Below are 1379 nucleotides of genomic sequence, written 5' to 3'. Positions count from 1 at the left end.
GAACGGCTGGCCCGCATCCCTGGCATCACCGACGGTCATGAACGGATCACCGACGAAGGGATCGGGCCCGTCAAGCCCGTGCCAATCATGCACTGGCTGTTCGACATTGACGGCCCGATCGACCAGTTCAACCAAACCATGGTCCTGCACGCACCGCCGAGCGCAACGCACGCCGAGGTGCTCGCCGTGCTGCAAGCGCTGCTCGACCACCACCCCATGCTGCGGGCACGGGCCGATACGAGCGCGCGGTCCCTGGCCGTTCCCGGGCCCGGGGCGGTCGACGGCGCTCAGTGCCTGCACACCGTCGACGCGCTGACCGATGATGTCCTCGGCCAGGCCAGGTCCCGGCTCGACCCCGGCGGTGGCGTGATGCTCAGCGCGCTGTGGGTTTCCACTACCGGCCAGCTGGTGGTGATCGTTCATCATCTGGCCGTGGATGCGGTGTCGTGGCGGATCCTGTTGGAGGACTTCAACATCGCGTGGGCCCAGTACCACCACGGACAGCCGATCACCCTGCCCCAAACCGGCACCTCATTCCAGCGGTGGGCCGCGCTGCTCGACGAGCACGCCCACACCCCGGCCGTCACCGCACAGGCCGACACCTGGCGACACATCAGCGGCATCCCGGCCGCGCTGCCCCCACCGCGGCCCAGCGACACCTTTACCAACGCCGGACACCTCACGGCCACCCTGGACGCCGAGACCACCCAGGTGTTGCTCACCGACGCCCCGGCGGCCTTCCACACCGGCATCCACGACATCCTACTCATCGCCTACGCGCTGGCCTGGACCGAATTCCTCGGCTCGACCGGCCAACCCGTGGGCATCGACGTCGAAGGCCACGGCCGCTACGACGACCTCGCCGACGCGGTGGATCTGTCGCGCACCGTGGGCTGGTTCACCACCAAATACCCCGTCGCACTCAACGTCACCGGGCCGGGCTGGCACCACATCACAGCAGGCGACCCAGCACTGGGCCCGATCGTCAAGGCCGCCAAGGAACAACTACGCGCCCTGCCCCACCCCCTGACCTACGGACTGCTGCGCTACCACAACCCCGACACCGTCCTGGCCCCAGCCGACCCCACCATCGGATTCAACTACCTCGGGCGGCTCAGCGCGACCGCGCCCGGGGCTATCGATGAGCTGTGGCTGATCAGCGAGGACGGTTTGTCGGACACCGCCGCGGCCAGCACGGCGCCGATGCCGTTGTCGCACACGGCTGAACTCAACGCCGCCACCATCGACACTGACACCGGCCCTCAGCTCAACGCCACCTGGACCTGGGCGACCTCGGCTCTTGATGACACCCAGATCGCCCGGCTCAGCCAGCTGTGGTTCGACGCCCTGACCGGCATCTGCACCCACGTGCGGCGCGG

1 protein-coding gene is annotated in these 1379 nt (G+C 68.6%); it reads left to right on the top strand.

Annotated features, from left to right (window positions below):
- Positions 1–1379 (top strand): condensation domain-containing protein (locus tag A5681_RS22615; protein WP_231996399.1); only part of this gene is annotated, 1379 nt, incomplete at both ends.

Source organism: Mycobacterium scrofulaceum (assembly GCF_001667885.1).
GTDB lineage: Bacteria > Actinomycetota > Actinomycetes > Mycobacteriales > Mycobacteriaceae > Mycobacterium > Mycobacterium scrofulaceum_C.
The sequence above is the reverse complement of the archived record's forward strand: the minus strand, read 5'-3'. Positions and strand labels throughout refer to the sequence as shown.